Source organism: Nodosilinea sp. P-1105 (assembly GCF_012911975.1).
In the GTDB taxonomy this organism is placed as follows: Bacteria; Cyanobacteriota; Cyanobacteriia; order Phormidesmidales; family Phormidesmidaceae; genus Nodosilinea.
Window position 1 is genome coordinate 1 of the sequence record NZ_SMDQ01000150.1, and the last position, 1,904, is coordinate 1,904.

Consider the following 1,904-nt stretch of genomic DNA (forward strand, 5'->3'; position numbering starts at 1 on the left):
GTCGCAAAGTGCCGGTGCGCTCCAAGACACCTCGGTTGGTGATTCAAGAAATCTATGGCTGGTTATTGGCCCACTGGGGTATCAACGTAAGGCGTAACAAAGGGATATTTGGTGCAACGTATCAATAAGCACCCTATTGAGAATAGATAAAAGGCTCTGCGGCAGTGCCCAGAGCCCGGTATCGTTACCGGTACGAATTCAAATCGGGAACGATGACTTTCACTATACGAGAGCGACGACAACAGGTGGCCGAATTTCTGAAAATGCAGGGACGAGTGGCCCTGAGCGTGGTGGCTGAGGCGACAGGATTGAACCGCAGTAGTGTCCATCGCCATCGGCAAGCGATAGAGCGGGCTGAACAGCATCCTGAGTCGGGGTGGTGGGAGAGTACCGTGGGATACCAGTGGCTGGTGCGGCTGGTGATTGCGGTGGTGTATCACTTCGGGATTAAGCAAGGGGTCGGGGCCGAAAGCCTATCGGCGTTTTTCAAAGCGATTCATTTGGACACCCACGTCGGCAGTTCACCCACAGCACTCCGACAGCTTAAGCATCGGGTGGAAGCGGCCATCGTAGACTACGACAGCGCCCAAGCCGAGGACTGCCAACCGATTGAGGGCCAAGGGGTCTGGCTGGGGAGCGATGAGACCTTCTTTGGGTTACCGATTCTGGTGCTAATGGAGTTGGCCAGCGGCTTTATTTTCAGCGAAGTTGAAACCGAAGAGCGCACCTATACCACCTGGAAATCGCAGCTCCCAGCGGGGTGGGACTCGGCGGGATGGCGGTGTCATGCGCTAGTCAGCGACGAGGCTCGGGCGCTGATTAAACTGGCCACGACCGGCTTAGGCACCGTCAGTGTAGCGGACTTATTCCATACCCTGCGCAACCTGGGACGACCGCTAGGACGGAGTTTGGGGCAGTCGTTGGCGCAGGTGGAGAAGCAGGCCCAGCACCTGCTGCACCGTTTGAGTCAAGTCGCTGATGACGAGACACGGACGGCCCTTCAGGCTCAGTATGACGCGGTGATTCACCAGCAACAGCGGGTCATCGATGACCAACACCGTTACCGTCAGACCCGGCAAACCATCTCTCTGAGCGTGCATCCTTTCGACCTAGAAACCGGCGAATGGCAACTGGCTACCGACCTCTCGACTCGCCTGAGCGCTCTGCTGCCCGCGCTAAACACCTTGGCTACCGACTATGGTGGAGCGGCGGCGGCGGCGGCGGTGGCTACCTTTGAACGCCAGATCCCGGCTCTCGCTCAAGGGGTTCACGCCTGGTGGCATTGGGTCAGCCAAGCTCTATCGGCTCAGACCCAAGACCCTGAGGTGCAATCCTGGGTCTTAACCGTCCTCTTGCCCTGGCTGTATTGGTCTCAACAAGCCGACAAAACGCGTACCCCTCACCTCAAGCATTGCTACCGGCAGGCCGCCAGTGAGGCCTTTGACGCGGTGATGGCGGCTGAACTCACCGTGACCCTCCAGCCGGAGGCACTGGAGTCCTGGATACAATGGGGACGACGGATGTGTGCCAACTATCAGCGCACCTCCTCTGCCGTGGAGGGCCGCAATGGTTATCTCGCCCAGCGGCATCACGTCTCTCGGGGATTGTCGCCCCAGGCTTTGACTGTGCTGACAATCCTCCATAATTTTGACCTTCAGCGCCCGGATGGGACGACGGCGGCTCAGCGGCTCTTTGGCCATCCCTTTCCTGACCTCTTTGAGTCTGTCTTGAGTACCTTTACGGAGTTACCCAGACCTAGACGGTCTTCTTCGTCACAACAGCCCAATCCCTGGCACAGTCAACCTGTCTCGGCTTAAGTTGATACCCGCCCACTGGTCTGTGCGATGCTTAATGATGCAAGCCGCTCAACAGGCTCAGATCTCTCCGTTACAACTCAGCTTTAC

At 57.8% G+C, this 1,904-nt stretch carries 1 protein-coding gene; it reads left to right on the top strand.

Features of this window, described 5'->3' with window-relative positions; genetic code table 11:
- Positions 1-212 precede the first annotated feature (212 nt).
- Positions 213-1,817 carry a DUF6399 domain-containing protein gene (locus E1H13_RS27580; protein ID WP_240966877.1) on the top strand — a complete coding sequence of 535 codons (1,605 nt, stop codon included), beginning with the start codon at positions 213-215 and terminating at the stop codon, positions 1,815-1,817.
- The last annotated feature ends 87 nt before the right edge of the window (positions 1,818-1,904 follow it).

Excerpts from the sequence above, each read along its gene's own strand:
- E1H13_RS27580 (WP_240966877.1), top strand. The coding sequence starts at position 213 with ATGACTTTCACTATACGAGAGCGACGACAACAGGTGGCCGAATTTCTG.